This is a genomic window from Modestobacter muralis (assembly GCF_010682105.1).
In the GTDB taxonomy this organism is placed as follows: domain Bacteria; phylum Actinomycetota; class Actinomycetes; order Mycobacteriales; family Geodermatophilaceae; genus Modestobacter; species Modestobacter muralis.
On sequence record NZ_JAAGWH010000016.1, the window covers coordinates 24,710 to 42,563 of the forward strand.

The window sequence follows — 17,854 nt, forward strand, 5'->3', positions numbered from 1 at the left end:
TTCTCCTCGGGCGTCACCGGCTCCAGGTGCGATGGCCGGATGCACCGGCGGTGACGGCACGACGGGCCACCAGGACACGACCGGTCTGCGGTGTGGCAGGCGTGATCGGTCAGCAGGCCCGGCAGGATCGGCCCCTCCGACAGCTCGTAGGCCAGCCGGTGCGCCCGGACGTACCGGCCGCCCAGGCGGAGGATCGCGTAACCCTGATCGTTCACCCGGCCCGTCCACAGCAGGCAGCCGGACGGGTCCTCGACAGCGTGCGCGGCCAGCAGCGCGGCCTCAGGACTTGTCACTTCTTCGCCTCCTTCGGCTCGCCGGCCTGGCGAGGGGTGGTCAACGGAAGGGCTGAGTCGGTGCTTGGCATGTGTCGGGGTCCTCTCGGCTGGCCATCGGTGCATGTCGTGGCTCGAATCGTGGTTTCGGCCCAGGGGGGGCGAGCTGACGGAGCGGCGTCGGGGTCAGGGGGCCGGGGGGTCTGGATTTTCGAGGCCCCCCTCCCCCTCGCCGGAGCTTGCGCCGGGTGGGTGACGGTCCGGCGCAGCCGCGTGTCCTGCTGCGCGCCCCCGGTTGGCCCGTCGTCGGCGCTGCGCGGTCCGCCGGTCCACTGGTCTGCTGGTCTGCTGCAAGGCCGACTCGCAGGCTGTCGCGCCGCCGTTGGCGTACTGCGCGGCTGGCATGTGGCGTCCACCAAGGTGCCGCGCCAGGCCGAGCCCGCGCTGCCGTGCTGCTGCTGCGCGCGTTGCACTTCGCAGACGATGTCGATGCGCCGACTGCGCTTCGGTTGCGTCGCGTCGTCGTGCGCTGCGCCGTCGCCTTCGGCTGGCCCGTCGTCTGACCTGCCGCCGCCTGCTGCTGCGCTGTCCACGTCGGCCACGGTCTGCCGCTGCTGTGCACCGCGCTGACCGCGTGCGCTGCGCTGCCCCTGCTGCCTGCGCTGCTGGCCCGGCTGCCCGGCCGCGTCGGCTGGGCTGGTGATGGTGTCCACGCGCTGACGTGCTGGCCGTGCGCTGACCTGCTGCCCCTGCTGGCCTGACTGCGGGGAGCGGCGGCCTGCCCCTGCCCCTGCCCTTGGTTGGTGGGTGGTGCTGCCGGTGGCGGGGGTGGTCACAGGGTCCTCCGATGGCTGCTGACGGGCGGCGGCCCGCGGTCGGGCGCACCGTGCGACGGGGTGGTCGGGCAGCCCGGCCATCAGTCGCCCCAGGCGGCCGCGTCGCGGCGGGCGCGTTCGTTGTCATGCCGGTCCCGCTCGCACCCGAGGCAGATGAGCCGCTTGGGGGTGGGGATGGTCCGGTCGTTGGGGTGCAGCGCGCAGCCTCCCCGGGTGGCCCTGGGGCCAGTGCCGGGTTCGGGGCTGGCCTGCTGCGGCTGCGGACCCGTCCCGCCGGTCACGTTGTGGTCAGCCTGCCCAACACCGTCCTGTCGGACGGCGCGCGGAAGAGCATTTGGATCTTCATCGGCGGTGGCCGCGTCAGGCTGCTGCGCGGCGGACCGGCGGGCTGTCGCAGTGCCCGCGTCTTGGTTGTTCAGTACTGCGCGCGCGTCGTATGGCGGACACCCTCTGTCCGCCTGGACGGTGGGTGAACCCGCAGGTTCAGGCGGACAGGGGGTGTCCGCCTTAGGCGGCTGGAAAGTGTCCGCCTGAACCTTGGGTTCAGGCGGACACCCCTTGTCCGCCTGGTCTGCCACGACCTGCGCCCGGTACTGCGTCACCTGACCGTTGATGCCGCCCCCGGTGCGGGCCAGCCACCCTCGGTCCACCGCGTCCTGGATGCGCCTGCGGAGCGCCCGGTCACTGACCGCGAAGGCTGCGGCGGTCTCGGCCTGCGGCTGCCGCCAGTAGCCCCGCTCGTCCATCAGGTGACGACCCTGACCATCGGTGGCCGTGGCCATGTACAGCAGCAGTACGCGCACGCTGTCCGAGATGGTCTTGGTGCGGGTGACCCGCACGCGCCAGGCGTCGCGGACGGACTGCTTTCTGCGCGGCTGCGGCCCGGCCACTACCCGCCATCCTGGTCCAGTGCGCCGACCACGACCCGCTCAGCGGCTCCGGTGGCGATGCCGGCCACGGCAGCAGCGGCGGACAGGGCGGTGACCACATGCCTGCGAGGCAGCCGCCCGGCGGACACGTGACCGGCCAGCGCGGCGGCCTGATCGGACAGGTCAGCCAGCGCCAGCAGCCGCCGGGCGGGGGCGCGTTCGGCAGCCACGGCGGACACGGCGGCCATCAGGTCGAGAGCGGCATCGGTCTCGTCCTGCGGGTTGCGCATGACGGGGCACCCGCCCGGTGCGCCGGTACGATGGACGCCACGGACCCCCCGTGACTTCCTGGCGGTGGTGGCGGCGGTCTCGGTGTTGGTGGTGGCGGCTCGGCCCTTGGCGGGTGCCGGGCCGCTCCCGTTCACGGGGTCCTGCCCGGCAGGACCACGACGCGGCCGTCGGCGTGCTGTCGCAGCATCTGGCGAGCCAGCAGCGCCTCGACGGACGCGGCCACCACCTCGGGCGGCAGGCAGGTGCAGGCGGCCACGCGCGGCAGGTCCAGCCGGGCACCGCTGCGGGCACGCAGCACGGTCCGCAGGTGGCCCAGGACCAGCCGCTCGCTCACACTCAGCCCCGTTGGCACCGGGCGGGGGCGGATCACCGCTGGCCGCCGGTCAGCCTGGCGGCCAGGTCCCGTCGCTGCTCCTCGGACAGCAGGCCCGCATCAAGGGCGTCCTGCACGTCGTAGGTCAGCAGGGCGTGACGAAGCGCCTGCCTGGCCGCGTGGGCAGCTTCAGGCCCCCGGTAGCGCGCCGCCACTGCGACGGCGGAGTGCAGCCGCCGGACCTCGTGGTCACGGCTGGCCTGGTCGATGATGCTGCTGGTCACAGGGACCCTCTCTCGAACAACAGCGGTGGTCGCCCACCTGTGCGGCGCGCGCTGCCGGGGTGGCTGCGCGCTGCCGGGTCCGTGGTGGGGGCCGTTGCTGAGGTCCGGGGGTGTCCCCGTCCAACACCTAGGACGCTACCCGCGCGCCGGGCGCGGGTCCCCCGACCACTGACGACACGTGAGTGCAGTTAGCAGAGGTCAGGAAGTCGCCGGCTCGGTCTTAGGCCACCAGTCCGCCGGGGCAGACGCGGGCACCAGCACCACCACCGGGGGCGGCGGGGCCGACTCGACCCACGAGACGGCACCGAGGACGGGCACCGGCAGCCCGCTGGCCAGCCCCGGCGGCACGGACACGGCCGTCACCGCTGGACCCGCTTCCGGGGCATAGGCCGGGAGCCGATCTCGGCGGCGCGCTGGCGGCGCTGGTCTACCGGGTCCGCCTCGGTCTGCGCGGCGATCCAGGCGTCCACGTCGGCGCGCCGGTAGCGGACCTGCGCGCCCACCTTCAAGGCCCTAGGGCCACGCCCGGCGGTGCGCCAGTTGCGCAGGGTGCCGGGCGACATGACGAGGATCAAAGCGACGTCCTCGGTGGTCAGCAGCCGGTCGGGCTGCGGCGCGCTGGTGCTGCTGCTGTTCGTCATCGCGGGGTCCTCCGCGCGGCTCGGGCCGCGCCGTGAGTCCAGCAGCGGCGTGGCCCCCGGAACGGGTGGCGACGGCTGCCGCTGCACGGTCCACCGTACGTCAGCCATGAGCTAACGTTATGAATCGTGACACGCCCGGCGTATGGTCGGTGGCGGCATGACCCACCACCACACAGGGAGCCAGCGATGGCGCTGCGGCACCAGGAAGACCCCGGCACCGCGCCGGACCGCATGGCGGACAACTTCGAGCGGCTGATCGTGGAGCGCTGCCGCGAGGTCCGTACCGCCCGGCGGCTGTCCCAGGTCGCCCTCGCGACCGAGATGGCTCGGCGCGGCTTCCCCGCCTGGTCACAGGCCACGGTCAGCAACACCGAGGCCGGGACCCGGCCCCTGCGGCTGGCAGAGCTGGCCGGGCTGGCGGACGTGCTGGACGTACCGCTGGCGTCCCTGCTGGACGGGCCGGCGACCGGCGACCCGGCGGCGGCCCAGGCGGCGGCCGAGGGCGCACTGGCGGACGCCGCAGCAGCGGACCAGGCGGCGCGGGACGCGCTGCGGGCGGCCGAGGTGGCTGCGGCGGACGCGGCCCGGCGGCTGGCGCTGGCGCGGGCGAACCTCACCAGGCTGCGGGCGCGGCAGCAGACCAGCACCACAAGCACCGGCCGGGAGGGCTGAGCGATGGCAGACGCCAGTCTCAAACGGCAGCCGAACGGCCGGTACCGGGCGCGGTACCGGGACGCGGACGGACAGCAGCACGAGCGCCGCTTCGCAGTGAAGGCCGAAGGCCAGTTGTGGCTCGACGAGCAGGCGGCGGCCGTGGTGACCGGCACCCATGTGGACCCACGCGCCGGGCGCGTCACCTTCCGCGAGCACGCTGAGGACTGGCGGCTGCGGCAGCACCACCGGCCCGCGACGCAGGCCCGGGTGGAGACGATGCTGCGGCTGCACGTCTACCCGACCTTCGGTGACCGGCCGCTGTCCGCGATCCGGCCCAGCCACATCGAGGCGTGGTCGAAGCGACTCGCGGACAGCCTGGCCCCGGCCACAGTGCGCGGGCTGCACCGCTACCTCAGCGGCATCCTCCAGGCGGCGGTGCGGGACCGGCTGCTGGCGTCCAGCCCGATGGACGGGGTGCGGCAGCCGAAGCGCGAGACGAAGCGCGGGGTGGTGCCGCTGTCCGTAGAGGAGGTGCTGCGGCTGGCTGACGCCGTACCGGACCGGTGGCGCGCGGCGGTCCTGCTGGCCGCCGGGACGGGGATGCGACAGGGCGAGGTCTTCGGGCTGACCGTGGACCGCGTCGACTGGCTGCGCAGGACGGTCCGCGTGGACCGGCAGCTCGTCCTCGTGCCCGGTGCGCCCCCGACCCTGGCCGAGCCGAAGACCGAGGCCAGCGTGCGAACGATCCCGCTGCCGCAGGTGGTGGTGGACGCGCTGGCCGCCCACCTGGCGGCGCACCCGGCGGGGCCAGACGGCTTCGTCTTCACCAGTCCCGAGGGACAGCCGCAGCGCCGCACGGCCTTCAGCGCGCGGGTGTGGCGGCCCGCTGTGCGGACGGCCGGGCTGGACCAGTACGACGACGGCCAGGGCGCGACCTTCCACGACCTGCGGCACCACTACGCCAGCCTGCTGATCCGCTTCGGGGAGTCCGTGAAGACGGTGCAGGCCCGCCTCGGTCACGCCAGCGCGGCCGAGACGCTGGACACCTACAGCCACCTGTGGCCGGACAGCGATGACCGGACGCGGGACGCGGTGGACAGCGCCCTCGGGGCGGCCGTCCAGGGCAGCGGCCAGAGCACCACCGGCCCAGCGGCGGGCGGGCTGTCCGTAGCCCGCTGACCCTGGCCTGACACCGGCCCCGGCACCCCTCCCCAGGGGGGCCGGGGCCGCCTGCTGTCCGGGGTCCGACGCCTGCTGCGCCCGTGGGCAGTCGGGGGCGCGAGTGGGCAGCTTGTGGGCAGCACCGCACCCCGCCAGGCGAACGTGCTGCTCAGCGGGGGGCGACGGACGAGTCGGCCTGTACGCCGGGTTCTGTCCCCGGGCGCCTCACGGCGTCCCGATGGGCGGCCATCCATCTACGCCTGCCGTTGCCGACAGGCTCAAGCGGTCTACCCGCAGGCTCGGGCGGGCAGCCCTCGAACGCCTGCGCAGGACGGCGGCGGACCGTCGTCCCTCTCGACCTTGCTCCGGGTGGGGTTTACCGAGCCACACCGGTCACCCGGTGTGCGGTGGTCTCTTACACCGCCGTTTCACCCTTACCAGTGCGAGCACTGGCGGTCTGTTCTCTGTGGCACTGTCCCGCGGGTCACCCCGGGTCGCTGTTAACGACCACCCTGCCCTGTGGAGCCCGGACGTTCCTCGGTGCCGGGGTCTCCCCCGCCAACGCGACCGCCCAGCCGACTCGTCCGTCGTGCGGGAGACCCTACGCGACTCCCGGCTCAGCCCCAGAAGAGATGGAAGCCGACCTGCCGGTCGCCGTCCTCGGTGAGGGTCGACATGTCGACCTGTCGACGTGCCTGCTCCTCGACCGGGTCGTCGGACAGCGCCTGCAGGTAGCAGCGGTGCTCGATCAGCGAGGCGACCGCGGCCTCGACCCCGGCGCTGACGTCCACCACGTGCGGCGGCGGGTACCCGACGGCGTGGACGGCGACGTACCGCACGCCCGACCACGGCTCCTCGGTCAGCTCCGGGAAGATCCACTCGTTGGCCGCGTCGGCGACCGCGTCGAGCACCGAGCGGGTCAGCGCCCGGTGGTCGGGTGAGTTGAGCGCGCCGGGGGTGACCTCGGGGGCGGTCCAGGTGTCCCCGCCGTGCATGGTGACCACCAGATCGGGCCGGTGCCTCCGGACGGCGCCGGCGAGGTCACGCCGCAGCTGCAGGTCGGCGACCAGGACCCCGTCACGGTGGTCCAGGAACTCGACCTCGCCCACCCCGACGACGGCGGCCGACCGGCGCTCCTCGTCCTCCCGCAGCGGCCCGGCCTCCGCGGGGGTCAGCCCGGCGATCCCGGCCTCCCCGCGGGTGGCGAGCAGGTAGTGCACCTCCTTGCCCGCCGCGGTCCAGACGGCGACCGCGGCGGCCGGGCCGTACTCGATGTCGTCGGGGTGGGCGGCGACGACCAGCGCGCGCTGCCAGTCGTCCGGGAACGGGGCGGGGGTCATGTCCGGAGTCTGCTCCGCTCCCGGAGGGCGGTCCGTGCACACCGGCCGGTGACCGACGACGGCGCCGGACGTGGGTCCGCGGACCGCGACGCGATCCTCCACGTGGGACCGGCGTGGTGGAGGATCGTGTCCGTGATCGACAGCATCGACCGGCAGATCGTGCACGCGATGCAGGTCGACGGACGCGCCCCGTTCAGCCGGGTGGCCACGGTGCTCGGGGTGTCGGAGCAGACGGTGGCCCGCCGGTGGCGACGGCTGCGCGCCGACGGCGTCGTCCGGGTCCTGGGGCTGGCCACCCCGGACGCCACCGAGCCCAGCTGGCACATCCGGGTGCGGGTCCAGCCCGCCGCCGCGGGCGCGGTCGCGGACGCGCTGGCCCGCCGTCCCGACGTGTCCTGGGTGAGCCTCACCTCCGGTGGCGCGGAGATCACCTGCTCGACCCGGCCGCGCACGCCGCGGCAGCGGGACGCGCTGCTGCTGGACCGGCTCCCCCGCACCGTGCAGGTCATCGACCTCAACGCCTTCTCGGTCCTGCACGCCTACGTGGGCGGCGACTACGAGTGGACCGCCTTCGAGGACCCGCTGACCGACGCGCAGATCGCCGCGCTCGACCAGGGCCCGGCCCGGACGGCGACCACCCCGCTGGCCCTGGACCCGGAGGACGAGGTGCTGTTCGCGGCCCTGGCCACCGACGGGCGGCTGAGCTACGCCGAGCTGGCCGGGGTCACCGGCTGGTCGGAGAGCCGGGTGGCCCGCCGGGTCGAGGCCCTCCGCGCGGCCGGGGCGCTGTACTTCGACCTGGAGATCGCCAACGAGCTGCTCGGCTACCCGGTCAGCGCGAACCTCTGGTTGGGCGTGGCCCCGGCCGACATCGCGCACGTCGGGGAGTCCCTGGCCCGGGAGCCGGAGACCGCGTTCGCCGCGGTGGTCACCGGGCCGGCGAACCTGATGGTGTCGGTGACCTGCCGGGACACCGCGCACCTGTACCGCTTCCTCACCGAGCGGGTGGGGGCGCTGCCGGTGCGCACGCTGGAGACCTCGACGGTGCTGCGCCGGGTCAAGCAGGCCGGCAGCCTGATGGACGGTCCGCGGCTGACCGACCCCGAGCCCCCACCGGTCCGCGGCCGCTGAACCCCGCCGTCCGCCGTCCGCCGTCCGCCGTCGGCTGTCCGCCGTCCGCCGTCCGCCGTCCGGGCTCACCGTGCGTGCTCCTGGCTCACCTCCTGCGCTGAGCCAGGAGCAAGGACGATCAGGTCACCTGATCCCGGACGGACGGGCGACCCGCAGCGCGGCGGCGACCATCGGGACCTGGAACGGGATGCGGGCGAGCGCGACCGCCAACTTGCCTGGCCGGTGGCGGGTGGCCCGCACCGTCTGCGCGTGCGCCGGCAGGACGCCGACCAGCAACGCGACGGCGGCCCACCCCCCGGCTCGGCGCGTGGCCGGGACGGCGAGCAGCGCGGCGGTGCCCAGCTCGACGACGCCGCTGCCGAGCACCCACGGGCGAGCCGGGCCCAGCTCGGGCGGGATCATCCAGTCGTAGGTCTGCGGCCGCACCAGGTGGAACACCCCGGTCGCGGTCAGCGCCGCGGCCATGGTCAGCGCACGCACGTCGTCCCTCATGCCCGGCGACAGTAGGCTCGCCCGTTGTGTCAGCCACCGACCTCCTCATCGCCGCCGGGGTCGCCCTGCTCGCCGGCGGCATCAACTCCATCGCCGGAGGCGGCTCGCTGATCCTCTTCCCGGTGCTGGTCAGCCTGGGCCTGGGCACGGTCGCGGCGAACGTCACCAACTCCATCGCGCAGTGGCCCGGGTACATCGGCGGGGTCCTGGGCTTCCGCGCCGAGTACGGCGGCCAGCGCGCCCGGCTGATCCGCTTCGGGGTCACCGCGGTGCTCGGCGGCACGGTCGGCTCGGTGCTGCTGCTGACGACACCGTCGGAGGCCTTCGACGCGGTCGTGCCGGTGCTGGTGTTCCTGGCCAGCGTCCTGCTGGCCTTCCAGCCGATGATCACCAAGCGGCTCAAGCGGCGGGACGGCGAGGGCCGCACCGGCGACCCGGCCTGGCTGTACGTCGCGCTGTTCCTGGCCACCGTCTACGGCGGCTACTTCGGCGGCGCGCTGGGCGTGATCCTGGTCGGGGTGCTCGGCCTGGGACTGGGCCGGCTGAAGCTGGCCAATGCGATGAAGAGCGCGATCTCGCTGGTCACCGCGTCGGTCACCGTGGTCGTGTTCGGCATCTGGGGCCCGGTCGAGTGGGCCTACGTCGCGGTCTGCGCGCCGGCCGCCCTGATCGGCGGGTTCCTCGGCGCCAAGGTCGCCACCCGCATCCCGAGCACCCCGCTGCGGGTGCTCATCGTGGTCTTCGGCATCTCGGTCTCCGTCTACCTGTTCCTCCGCGGCTGACCGCGCCGGTGCCCGACGCACTCGCGCTGGTCCTCGCGGGCCTCCTGCTCGCCGCCACGCTCGCCGCGGCCGCCACCGACTCCCCGCGGCTGCCGCCCGCGCTGATCGCCGTCCCCGGTGCGCTGCTGCTCACCGCGCTGGGCGCCGTCGGCCGGGACGACGCCGGCGCGACCCTGCGGGAGGTCGGCCCGACCGTCGCCTTCCTGGTGGTCGTCCTGCTGCTGGCCGACCTCGCCGACCGGGAGGGGCTGTTCACCTGGTCGGCGGCGGTGACGGCGCGGCGGGCCGGGCGCTCGGCGCAGGGGCTGCTGGGCCGGGTGTTCCTGCTGGCGGCCGTGGTGACCGCGGTGCTGAGCCTGGACGCCACCGTCGTGCTGCTCACCCCGGTCGTGGTCGCGCTGGCCCGGCACATGCGGGTCCCCGTCGCGCCGCACGGCTACGCGGTCGGCCACCTGGCGAACTCGGCGTCCCTGCTGCTGCCGGTGTCGAACCTGACCAACCTGCTGGCGGTCGCGGCCACCGGGTTGTCGTTCCTGCACTTCGCCGGGTTGATGGTGCTGCCGCAGCTCGTCGTGCTGGCTCTGGAGTACCTGGTGCTGCGCCGGCTCTTCCGCGGCCAGCTGCGCCACGCCATCGACGCGCCCGCGGCCGAGGTGCCGCGCACGCCGGTGCTGGCGCTGGTCGTCGTGGGTGCCACGGTCGCGGGCTTCGCGCTGGTCTCCCTGATCGGGGTCGGACCGGTGTGGCCGGCGACCGTGGGCGTCGTCGTCCTCGCCGGCCGCCAACTGGCCACCCGGCAGGTCGGCGTCCGGGGGCTGGTTCGAGCAGCCAACCTGCCCTTCGGGCTGTTCGTGCTCGGGCTGGCCGTGCTCGTGCTCGTGCTGCAGCAGCACGGCCTGGAGGCGCTGCTGGCCGACCTGCTGCCGGAGGGCCACGGGCTGCTGGCGCTGCTGGCCGTCGCCGGGATCGCCGCGGTGCTGGCCAACCTGGTCAACAACCTGCCCGCGACCCTGGCGCTGCTGCCGATCGCCGCGGCCGGGGGCGTGCCGACGGTGCTGGCCGTGCTGATCGGGGTGAACGTCGGCCCGAACCTGACCTACGCCGGCTCGTTGGCCAACCTGCTGTGGCGCCGGGTCCTGGACGCGGACGCCCCCGGCGCCGCCCGGTTCAGCCTGGTCGGGTTGGCGACCGTGCCGCTGACCCTCGTCGGCGCCACCGCCGCGCTCTGGGTGGCCCTCCAGCTCTGACGAAGGACCCGACTGCCCCCCACGACACGCGGCCCCCGCGCAGGGTCCCGCCGCGAGCTTGCGAGCGGTGGGGGGCGCGGGGGTCCTTTCACTCTCCGCCGCGGCCGGGGTCGCCGATGCTGATCATGGCCTCGACCGCGCGGCGGGCCCGGGCGGCGACGTCGGGGGCCACGTCGATCGCCCCCTCGCCGGTGCGCAGGGTGTTCAGCAGCTTGGCCGGGGTGATCATCTTCATGTAGCGGCAGGCGGCCCGGGCGTTCATCGGGATGAAGTCGGTGGTGCCGTTGAGCGCGCGGAGCTGGTGCAGGATGCCGATCTCGGTGGCCACCAGCACCTGCGGCGCCCGGGTCGCCGACGCGGCCTCGGCCATGCCCCCGGTGGAGAGCACACGGGTGCGGTCGGCGGGCAGGTCACCGTGGCTGACCAGGTCCAGCACCGAGGTGGTGCACCCGCACTCGGGGTGCACCAGGATCTCCGCGTCGGGGTGCGCGGCGATCTGCGAGCGGACGTCGGCGGGGCTGATGCCGGCGTGCACGTGGCACTCCCCCGCCCAGATCGACATGTTCGCGCGGCCGGTGACCCGCTTGACGTGCGCGCCGAGGAACTGGTCGGGCAGGAACAGGATCTCGCGGTCCTCGGGGATGGACCGGACGACGTCGGCGGCGTTGGAGCTGGTGCAGCAGATGTCGGTCTCGGCCTTCACCGCGGCGGTGGTGTTGACGTAGCTGACGACGACGGCGCCGGGGTGCTCGGCCTTCCACTCGCGCAGCTGCTCGGCGGTGATGCTGTCGGCCAGCGAGCAGCCGGCGGCGTGGTCGGGCAGCAGCACCGTCTTGTCCGGGGACAGGATCTTGGCGGTCTCCGCCATGAAGTGGACGCCGCAGAAGACGATCTCGCGGGCGTCGGTCTCCGCCGCGATCCGGGACAGGTGGAGGGAGTCCCCGGTGAAGTGGGCGACGTCCTGGATCTCGCGCACCTGGTAGTTGTGCGCCAGGACGACGGCGCCGCGGGCGTCGGCGAGCCGGCGGACCTCGGCGGCCCACACCTCGTACTCGGCGGCGCTCATGGAGCGCTCGTCCCCGACGAGGGACGGGGTGGGGACAGTGGCGGTCATGGGTGGCTCTCCAGCTGCTGGCAGGACACCGGTCGGTGCCAGTGTCCTCCGGGTGGACGGGGAGGCGGCGGGCTCAGCCCAGGTGTGAGGTGTCGTTGACCAGCCGGACGCTGGTGCGGCCGTCGGAGGACCAGGTGACCGTGGACAGCGACGCCGCCTCCAGGAACACCCGGTGCACCACGTCGTCGCCGACCCCGAGCCCGGCGGCCAGCAGCAGTTTGATCGGCATCATGTGGCTGACCAGGAGCACGGTCTTGCCGGCGTGCCGCTCGAGCACCCGGGCGCGGGCCCGGGCCACCCGGGTGGACACGTCGGTGACGGACTCGCCGCTGGGCGGGCGGACGTCGAGCGCGCCGGACCAGCGGCGGAAGGCCAGCGGGCTCTGCTGCTGCGCCTCGTCGGCGGTCAGCCCCTCCCACGCACCGAAGTCCAGCTCGCGCAGGTCGCCGTCCACCTCCACCGGGACGCCGAGCACCTCCGCGGCGGCCTCGGCGGTCTGCCGGGTGCGTTGCAGCGGCGAGCAGACGATCACGTCGATGCCGCGGCCGGCCAGGTGCCGGGCGGCCGCCGCGGCGTCGGCGCGGCCGAGGTCGGACAGCGGCAGGTCGCTGCTGCCGGAGAACCGGCGCTCGGGGGTGTGCTCGGTGCGCCCGTGCCGCAGCAGGTGGGTGACCGTGGTGACCACCGGGGCCGGCTCGGTGACCGGCTGCAGGTCGTCCTCGACCACGACCGGCTCGGTGGCCAGGTCGCGGCGCACCGGGCGGCCGTCCATGGCGCTGTTGGCCAGGGCGTCGGCGGCACCGTTCTGCGCGCGCGGCACCCAGGTGTAGCGCACCGACCCGAGCTGGCGGGCGATGTCGCGGGCGGTGACCGCGAGCTTCTTCATGTCCGGGTGCTTGATCTGCCAGCGGCCCGACATCTGCTCGACGACCAGCTTGGAGTCCATCCGCACCTCGACGTCGGCGGTCGGGTCGAGGTCCAGCACCGCCTGCAGGCCGGCGACCAGCCCGCCGTACTCGGCGACGTTGTTGGTCGCCCGGCCGACGGACTCCGCCCGCTCGGCCAGCAGCCGCCCGGTCTCGGCGTCCCGCACGAGCGCGCCGTAACCGGCCGGCCCGGGGTTGCCGCGCGACCCGCCGTCGGCCTCGACGATGACCCGGCGGCTCACAGCCCGGACTCGGCCGTGCGCACCAGGACCCGGTTGCAGTTCTCGCAGCGGAGCACGGTGTGCGGGTCGGCGTTGCGGTAGGAGGCCAGCTCGGTGCCGTAGAACTCGATCCGGCAGCCCTGGCAGCGGCGGGCCTTGAGCTCGGCGGCGCCGGTGCTGCCGGTCTGCGCGGCGACCCGGTCGTAGACCTTGAGCAGGTCGGCCGGGACGGTGCCGGCGACCTGGTCGCGCTTCGCCTGGTGCTGCTCGATGCCCTCGGCGATGACGGCGAGTGCTGCGTCGCGGGCCTGCTCGGCGCGCTCCTGGTCGCCCTGGGCCCCGGCGAGCCCGGCCTGCGCCTCGGCGAGCGTGCTGTCGGCGGCCTCGCGGCGCTCCATCAGCTCCAGCACCTGGTCCTCCAGGTCGCCCTGCCGCCGGGCGAGTGACTCCAGCTCGTGCTGCAGGCCGGTGATCTCCTTCGGGGTCGCCCCGCCGGAGTCGATCCGCTGCTGGTCGCGGGCCGCGCGCTGCCGCACCGTGTCGACGTCGCCCTCCAGCCGCTTCTGCTCGCGGTCGAGGTCGCGGACGACGGTCTCGGCCCGGACGACGTCGTCGGACAGCGTCCGCTGCGCCTGGACGGCGGCCTCGACGGCGGCGAGCTCGGGAAGGGTGCGCTTGCGGTGGGTGAGCTGCGAGAGCGCGACGTCCTCCGCAGCGAGAGCCAGCAGCTTCTGCTGGTCGAAGTGGTCAGCCTGCACGCGGTCAACCTACCCGCGGCCGGCCGGTCCCCGGACCACGCCGGCCCGTCGTCCCGCCCGGGTGCGGCCACGCCGTCCCGTCGTCCGGCCCGAGGTGAGGCCACCCCGCCGACGGTCTGGCCGCGTCGCACCCCGGCCGGACCGTCGGCGGGGTGGCTGGACCCCGCCCGGTCCGCGGTGGGACCGGGCGGGGCGCAGCTCAGTGCCGGGGCGTGGTGGCCGGGCCGGTCAGCGGCTCGTCCGACAGCGGGTCGGGCAGGTCACGGACGCTGGGGTCCTCCCGCTCGGCGGTGTAGTCGCTGGGCGAGGTGCCGTCGACGCCGTCGTCCACGTGCATCGCCCGCAGCACGACCGTCACCACGACCGTGACCAGCAGGTTCACCAGCAGCGCGAGGAAACCGGCGTAGACCGTGTAGGTCGTGTCCAGGCCGAGCTTGCCCAGGCTGAACGCCGACCCGCCCCAGTGCTCCCGCAGGACGACGCCGCCGGGGCCGACCCGCGGGACGTTGTAGAGCATGAGCATGCCGGCGCCCATCCCCGCGACCCAACCGGCGATGAGCGCGCCGCGGTGCAGCCAGCGGGTGTAGAGCCCGATCGCCACCGACGGCAGCGTCTGCAGGATGATCACGCCGCCGATCAGCTGCAGGTCGATGGAGAACTGCGGGTCGATGAGCAGGATCGCCGCGACCGCACCGAGCTTCACCACCAGCGAGGCGATCTTGGCGACCTTGGCCTCCTGCGCCGGGCTGGCGTCCCTCCTCAGGTACTCCTTGTAGATGTTGCGGGTGAACAGGTTGGCCGCGGCGATCGACATGATCGCCGCCGGCACCAGCGCGCCGATGCCAACCGCAGCGAAGGCGATCCCGGCGAACCAACTGGGGAACATGTCCTGGAACAGCCGGGGCACGATCGTGTTGGCGTCGGTGCCCACCGGCGTCGTCCCGGCGGCGATGGCCATGAAGCCCAGCAGCGCGATGAAGCCCAGCGCCAGGCTGTAGATCGGCAGCGCGCTCATGTTCCGCTTGAGGACGTCGCGGTTCTTGGCCGCCAGCGTCCCGGTGATCGAGTGTGGGTAGAGGAACAGCGCCAGCGCCGAGCCCAGGGCCAGCGTCGCGTACTGCAGCTGACCGGCCTGCCCGAGCAGCACTCCCCCGCTCTTCGCGGCGGTGAACTTGGCGTCCGCGGCGCCGAAGATCGCCTCCCACCCGCCGAGCTTGGAGGGGATGACGATGACGGCGACGATGATCGTCAGGTAGATCAGGATGTCCTTGACGAACGCGATCAGCGCCGGGGCGCGCAGCCCGGAGTTGTACGTGTAGACGGCGAGGATCACGAACGCCGCGATGATCGGCCACTCACCGGTCACGCCCATGGTCTTGAGCACGGCCTCGATGCCCACCAGCTGCAGGGCGATGTAGGGCATCGTGGCGACGATCCCGGTGATCGCGACCAGCAGGGCCATCGTCGGGGAGTCGAACCGGGACCGGACGAAGTCCGCCGGGGTGACGAACCCGCGCACGTGGCTGACCGACCACAGGCGGATGACCACCAGGAAGATCAGCGGGTAGACCACGACGGTGTACGGGACGGCGAAGAACCCGGCCGCGCCCGCCCCGAACACCAGCGCGGGCACGGCGACGAACGTGTAGGCGGTGTAGATGTCCCCGCCGATGAGGAACCAGGTGATCCAGGAGCCGAAGCTCCGCCCACCCAGGCCCCACTCGTCCAGGTGCATGAGGGTGTCACCGCGGCGCCAGCGCGAGGCGAGGAAGCCCAGCACGGTGACCAGCAGGAAGAACAGGACGAAGATCGTCACCTCGACGGTGTTCACGCGCGGCATTCTCAGCGCCCCCCGTCCCGGGTCGGGCGGTCCGCCGCGCGGGCGGACACGGCCTGGTCGGCCTTGCTGCGGCGGGTCATCCGGTAGACGAGGCCGGTGGTGAGCACGCCGAGGGCGACGAACACCAGCTGCACCCAGTAGAAGAACGGCCAGCCGAACAACTCGGGGTCGCGCTGGTTGTAGAGCGGCACCAGCAGCGGCACCACGATCGGCACGATCAGCAGCCAGTTCCACGGGCTGCGGTCGCTGCGCCGCGGCGGCGTGGCCGCCGGCGGCTGTGGGGGGGACACGGTGTCCTCCTCCCCGGAGGTGACCTCCGGGCTCGGTCGGCCGAGAGGGCTCGGCCTGCGGGTCGACTGGCGCCGGGCCGGTGCGCGGTCGACGGGGACGGGAGGGTGCCCCGTCACGGTCGGCATCGCGGGTGTCCACGTCCGCGGGCAGGTCGTGTCCGGACCGGTGGGCAGGACGCGCCGGCGGGGTCACGGGGCTGCGCGCGCACCGGTGGCAGCCGGCGGGCGACGAGGTCGAACGGGCTGCTCGGGGTCTCCGGCGCTCGGTGCGGCCTCGCGTGCGGGCGGCGTCGTGGCCGCCTGCGGAACCGATTCTGACAGCTTGCCCTGACCAACCGGTGCACCGGCCCCGGACACGACGACGGCCCCGGACCGTGAGGTCCGGGGCCGTCGTCGGCGAGGTCAGCGGGTCAGGCGCACCGGGCCGGCCTCGATCGGCGTCCGCAGCAGCAGGTAGGGGTACACCCGCTCGTCGACGCCGCCGGCGTAGCGGGCCTGCCGGTGCAGCTGGTTGGCGGTCACGTAGAGGTGCCCGTCGGTGGCGACCGACATGGTGTCGGGCCACAGCAGCCGCTCGTCGTGCACGACGGTGGAGATGCTGCCGTCGGGACGGCGGACGACGATCGCGTTCTGCTCGCCGGCGGTGGCGTAGAGGTTGCCGGCGTCGTCGGTCTCCAGGCCGTCGCCGGCGCTGCCCTTGTCGCCCTCGTCGACGACGGTGGCCGCGACCGCGTCGTCGTCCAGGCTGCGGTCGACCAGGGCGTCGGTGGAGACGCTGTACCAGTGCCGGGCGGCCAGCGGGCAGTACCAGAGGCGGGCCCCGTCGGCGGAGATGGCGATGCCGTCGGAGCCCATGGCCACCGGCTGCGGCTCGGCGTCCGGGCTCTCCTTGGTCAGGAAGGGCCGGCCCTCGACCATCAGCAGCAGGTCCGGCGGGACGACGGCCTTGGTGGAGGCGTGGTCGCGGAGCCGGCGCCAGGAGTCCCCGGTGGCCAGGTCGACGACGATGATCCCGTTCTCCCCGGCGTCCGCGGAGTCGGTGATGTAGGCGACGCCGGCCTCGCCGCGGGAGAGGTCGAACCGGACGTCGTTGAGGTAGGTGGTCTCCAGCGCGACCTCGCGCGGGAAGACGATGGTCTGCACGACCGTGTCGGTGGTCAGGTCGATGCAGACCAGCTTCGGGCCACCGACCTGCGTGGGCTGGAACAGCGGCGAGCCGGTGTCGAGCACCCACAGCCGGTCGGCGGGGTCGACGACGATGCTCTGCACGCTGACGAACGCACTCCTGTCGTCGTCGCTCCTCGGCGAGTTCGTCGCCTGGTCGGGGAAGGCGACGACCTGCCCGTCCCGGATCTCGGCGACGGTGAACCGGACGTCGTCGCCCCACTTCGGGAAGTTCACGAAGATGCGCCCGGTGGAGGAGACCGAGACCCCGGTCGGCATCGGACCGGAGGTGAAGGCGTGCACCACCTCCAGCTCGCCGTAGGGGCGGTCGGTCTGCACGTCAGCTGACTGCGTCATGCCCGCGCCCGTACCCGCACGGGCTCAGGTGACCCGTCGGGTCATCGCCACCCGCCGGCCGTGCCGGTCCAGGCCGAGCTGGCCCTCGTGGTGGCGGAGCTCCTGCAGGGCCGGCGTCGGCTCGGTGACCTCCCAGCCGTGCCGGGCGTAGAACGGCGCGTTCCACGGGACGTCGGCGTAGGTCAGCAGCGTGATGCGGTCGGCGCCGTGCTCCCGGGCAACCTCGACGCTCGCGGCCAGCAGCGCGCCGCCGATGCCCTGCCGGCTGTGCGCCGGGTGCACCGACAGCTGCTCCAGGTGGACGGCGCCGTCGAACAGATCGAGGACGGCGAACCCCCGCACCGGCTCGCCGACCACCAGCACCCGCCACGACCGCGCCCGCCCCTCGGCGCTCGCCGGGGCCGGCAGGTCGGTGATGCCCAGCGGCACGAACAACTCGTCGGCCGCCGCCTCGACCTCCGGCAGCTGCGCCAGGTCGGCGTCCCCGGCGTCCCGCACCTCACTACGACCTGTCGACATGTCGGCACCCTGACACGTCCCGCCGACGACGTGCTGGTTGCAGCCGCCGGTGGCCGTGGGCCGTAGCCCCCCTCAGCGCAGGTGCGGGCGCACGCCGACCTCGCAGTGGTAGCAGCGGTCCTCGACGTCCGTCGCCCGGTACCACTCGTGACTGCCGCAGTCCCGCCGTCCCTTAAGGGCGACGCCCCGGTCGATCAGCAACCACGGAAGTCGCGCACGGACTGCCGTCCGCCAGCGGTAGCGCGCCATGCCGGCAGTCTGCGCTCCCCCCGGCCAGCGCAGGCCCCTGAGGCGAGCGAGCGCCCCGGACGATGTGCGCCTGGTGCCCAGACCCGGCCTGGAGTCGGTCCTC

At 74.0% G+C, this 17,854-nt stretch carries 19 protein-coding genes and 1 other RNA gene; 5 read left to right on the forward strand and 15 right to left on the reverse strand.

All coding sequences use genetic code 11. The features are described from left to right. Positions 1 to 1,188 precede the first annotated feature (1,188 nt). The 5 genes from GCU67_RS08130 to GCU67_RS08150 all read right to left on the reverse strand — a co-directional run bounded on the left by GCU67_RS08130 (position 1,189) and on the right by GCU67_RS08150 (position 3,506). Complete coding sequence (locus GCU67_RS08130) at positions 1,189 to 1,998, reverse strand: hypothetical protein (RefSeq protein WP_163610603.1); 810 nt, start codon at positions 1,996 to 1,998, stop codon at positions 1,189 to 1,191. Continuing rightward, entirely contained in the window at positions 1,998 to 2,267 is a 270-nt protein-coding gene (locus tag GCU67_RS08135) for a hypothetical protein (RefSeq protein WP_163610604.1), read from the reverse strand. Before GCU67_RS08135 ends, GCU67_RS08130 begins: the two co-directional genes overlap by 1 nt. A 131-nt stretch (positions 2,268 to 2,398) precedes the next feature. Continuing rightward, complete coding sequence (locus GCU67_RS08140; RefSeq protein ID WP_163610605.1) at positions 2,399 to 2,602, reverse strand: hypothetical protein; 204 nt, start codon at positions 2,600 to 2,602, stop codon at positions 2,399 to 2,401. A gap of 32 nt (positions 2,603 to 2,634) precedes the next feature. Further along, positions 2,635 to 2,865 (reverse strand): hypothetical protein, encoded by a 231-nt coding sequence (locus tag GCU67_RS08145; RefSeq protein WP_163610606.1) that lies wholly within the window; start codon positions 2,863 to 2,865, stop codon positions 2,635 to 2,637. A 359-nt stretch (positions 2,866 to 3,224) separates the two neighbouring features. Continuing rightward, the gene (locus GCU67_RS08150; RefSeq protein ID WP_163610608.1) at positions 3,225 to 3,506 is read right to left on the reverse strand and encodes a helix-turn-helix transcriptional regulator; all 282 of its coding nucleotides are present in this window, start codon (positions 3,504 to 3,506) and stop codon (positions 3,225 to 3,227) included. A 186-nt stretch (positions 3,507 to 3,692) separates the two neighbouring features. Between GCU67_RS08150 and GCU67_RS08155 the strand changes: the two genes are divergently transcribed. Both GCU67_RS08155 and GCU67_RS08160 read left to right on the forward strand, forming a co-directional pair. Next, on the forward strand, positions 3,693 to 4,178 hold the full coding sequence (locus tag GCU67_RS08155; protein WP_163610609.1) for a helix-turn-helix domain-containing protein: 486 nt from the start codon (positions 3,693 to 3,695) through the stop codon (positions 4,176 to 4,178). A gap of 3 nt (positions 4,179 to 4,181) precedes the next feature. Then, complete coding sequence (locus GCU67_RS08160) at positions 4,182 to 5,339, forward strand: tyrosine-type recombinase/integrase (RefSeq protein ID WP_163610610.1); 1,158 nt, start codon at positions 4,182 to 4,184, stop codon at positions 5,337 to 5,339. Positions 5,340 to 5,504: 165 nt separating this feature from the next. On the opposite strand, the gene rnpB is transcribed toward GCU67_RS08160, so the two are convergent. After that, positions 5,505 to 5,904: RNase P RNA component class A (gene rnpB, locus GCU67_RS08165), an RNA gene on the reverse strand. Positions 5,905 to 5,938: 34 nt separating this feature from the next. Then, a complete protein-coding gene (locus tag GCU67_RS08170) occupies positions 5,939 to 6,661 on the reverse strand; it encodes a PIG-L deacetylase family protein (RefSeq protein WP_163610611.1) in 723 nt (240 codons plus the stop codon). Positions 6,662 to 6,793: 132 nt separating this feature from the next. Between GCU67_RS08170 and GCU67_RS08175 the strand changes: the two genes are divergently transcribed. Then, complete coding sequence (locus tag GCU67_RS08175; RefSeq protein ID WP_211661010.1) at positions 6,794 to 7,792, forward strand: Lrp/AsnC family transcriptional regulator; 999 nt, start codon at positions 6,794 to 6,796, stop codon at positions 7,790 to 7,792. A gap of 123 nt (positions 7,793 to 7,915) precedes the next feature. On the opposite strand, the gene GCU67_RS08180 is transcribed toward GCU67_RS08175, so the two are convergent. Then, positions 7,916 to 8,284 (reverse strand): DoxX family protein, encoded by a 369-nt coding sequence (locus GCU67_RS08180; protein ID WP_246214803.1) that lies wholly within the window; start codon positions 8,282 to 8,284, stop codon positions 7,916 to 7,918. A gap of 26 nt (positions 8,285 to 8,310) precedes the next feature. Here GCU67_RS08180 and GCU67_RS08185 point away from each other — a divergent pair, with 26 nt between their 5' ends. Continuing rightward, the gene (locus tag GCU67_RS08185) at positions 8,311 to 9,066 is read left to right on the forward strand and encodes a TSUP family transporter (RefSeq protein ID WP_163610612.1); all 756 of its coding nucleotides are present in this window, start codon (positions 8,311 to 8,313) and stop codon (positions 9,064 to 9,066) included. An 8-nt stretch (positions 9,067 to 9,074) separates the two neighbouring features. Then, positions 9,075 to 10,313, forward strand: a complete 1,239-nt coding sequence (locus GCU67_RS08190; RefSeq protein ID WP_163610613.1) for an SLC13 family permease — start codon at positions 9,075 to 9,077, stop codon at positions 10,311 to 10,313. 88 nt (positions 10,314 to 10,401) lie between these two features. On the opposite strand, the gene nadA is transcribed toward GCU67_RS08190, so the two are convergent. The 7 genes from nadA to GCU67_RS08225 form a co-directional block, all read right to left on the reverse strand. Next, positions 10,402 to 11,427 (reverse strand): quinolinate synthase NadA, encoded by a 1,026-nt coding sequence (gene nadA / locus GCU67_RS08195; RefSeq protein ID WP_211661011.1) that lies wholly within the window; start codon positions 11,425 to 11,427, stop codon positions 10,402 to 10,404. 73 nt (positions 11,428 to 11,500) lie between these two features. After that, a complete protein-coding gene (locus GCU67_RS08200) occupies positions 11,501 to 12,595 on the reverse strand; it encodes a bifunctional RNase H/acid phosphatase (RefSeq protein ID WP_163610614.1) in 1,095 nt (364 codons plus the stop codon). After that, the gene (locus tag GCU67_RS08205) at positions 12,592 to 13,332 is read right to left on the reverse strand and encodes a CT398-like coiled coil hairpin domain-containing protein (protein WP_163610615.1); all 741 of its coding nucleotides are present in this window, start codon (positions 13,330 to 13,332) and stop codon (positions 12,592 to 12,594) included. Before GCU67_RS08205 ends, GCU67_RS08200 begins: the two co-directional genes overlap by 4 nt. Positions 13,333 to 13,531: 199 nt before the next feature. Next, on the reverse strand, positions 13,532 to 15,163 hold the full coding sequence (mctP, locus tag GCU67_RS08210; RefSeq protein ID WP_338104871.1) for a monocarboxylate uptake permease MctP: 1,632 nt from the start codon (positions 15,161 to 15,163) through the stop codon (positions 13,532 to 13,534). An 11-nt stretch (positions 15,164 to 15,174) separates the two neighbouring features. Further along, entirely contained in the window at positions 15,175 to 15,462 is a 288-nt protein-coding gene (locus tag GCU67_RS08215) for a DUF3311 domain-containing protein (RefSeq protein ID WP_211661012.1), read from the reverse strand. A gap of 402 nt (positions 15,463 to 15,864) precedes the next feature. Beyond that, positions 15,865 to 16,983: an L-dopachrome tautomerase-related protein gene (locus GCU67_RS08220; RefSeq protein ID WP_163610618.1), complete on the reverse strand. Its 1,119-nt coding sequence runs from the start codon at positions 16,981 to 16,983 to the stop codon at positions 15,865 to 15,867. 24 nt (positions 16,984 to 17,007) lie between these two features. Beyond that, positions 17,008 to 17,502, reverse strand: coding sequence for a GNAT family N-acetyltransferase (locus tag GCU67_RS08225; protein ID WP_163610619.1), 495 nt, complete (start codon positions 17,500 to 17,502; stop codon positions 17,008 to 17,010). Positions 17,503 to 17,854: the final 352 nt, after the last annotated feature.